Origin of the sequence: Staphylococcus pseudintermedius (assembly GCF_001792775.2) — a bacterium.
GTDB classification, from domain to species: Bacteria; Bacillota; Bacilli; order Staphylococcales; family Staphylococcaceae; genus Staphylococcus; species Staphylococcus pseudintermedius.
The window spans coordinates 1-691 of the sequence record NZ_MLGE02000035.1 but is presented as its reverse complement, the minus strand read 5'-3'; the positions used below and the strand labels follow the sequence as shown (position 1 = coordinate 691).

The 691-nt window shown below is 45.6% G+C and carries 1 rRNA gene and 1 other annotated feature; the gene reads right to left on the bottom strand.

Annotated features, from left to right (window positions below):
- Nucleotides 1-242 precede the first annotated feature (242 nt).
- Nucleotides 243-357 (bottom strand): 5S ribosomal RNA (gene rrf / locus BJK46_RS12090).
- Between the two features lie 93 nt (nucleotides 358-450).
- Nucleotides 451-534, bottom strand: a sequence feature (23S ribosomal RNA rRNA prediction is too short).
- Nucleotides 535-691: the final 157 nt, after the last annotated feature.

Sequence of the window (691 nt, the reverse complement as noted above, 5' to 3'; positions counted from 1 at the left end):
AAGTAAGCTTGATATAGCTCGTTGATTGTTTAAGTCAATCACTCTCGAAAGTACTTTTGAAGTACTCAAATTATTGGAATTAACGTTGACATATTGTCATTCAGTTTTCAATGTTCATGTCATTTCTTTTTCGACTCGACAAGAATTAATTATACATAGTTCTTGTTAAAAAGTCAACAACTTTTATTATTTTTTCTAATTTTCCCAAGAAAAAATGACCGCTTGGTCATGATAAAAGTTTTGCTTGGCAACGTCCTACTCTCGCGGAACGTAAGTCCGACTACCATCGGCGCTAAAGAGCTTAACTTCTGTGTTCGGCATGGGAACAGGTGTGACCTCTTTGCCATAGTCACCAAACAAAAATATGATTGAATGTTATACATTCAAAACTAGATAGTAAGTATATTTATCACAAGCATTACCTTATGAACAATTATATTGATTAAGTCTTCGATCGATTAGTATTCGTCAGCTCCACGTATCACTACGCTTCCACCTCGAACCTATTCACCTCATCATCTTTGAGGGATCTTATAACCGAAGTTGGGAAATCTCATCTCGAGGGGGGCTTCATGCTTAGATGCCTCCASCACCMCCCCCCCCCCCCCACCCCCCCCCCCCCCCCCCCCCCCCCCCCCCCCCCCCCCCCCCCCCCCCCCCCCCCCCCCCCCCCCCCCCCCCCCCCCCCCCC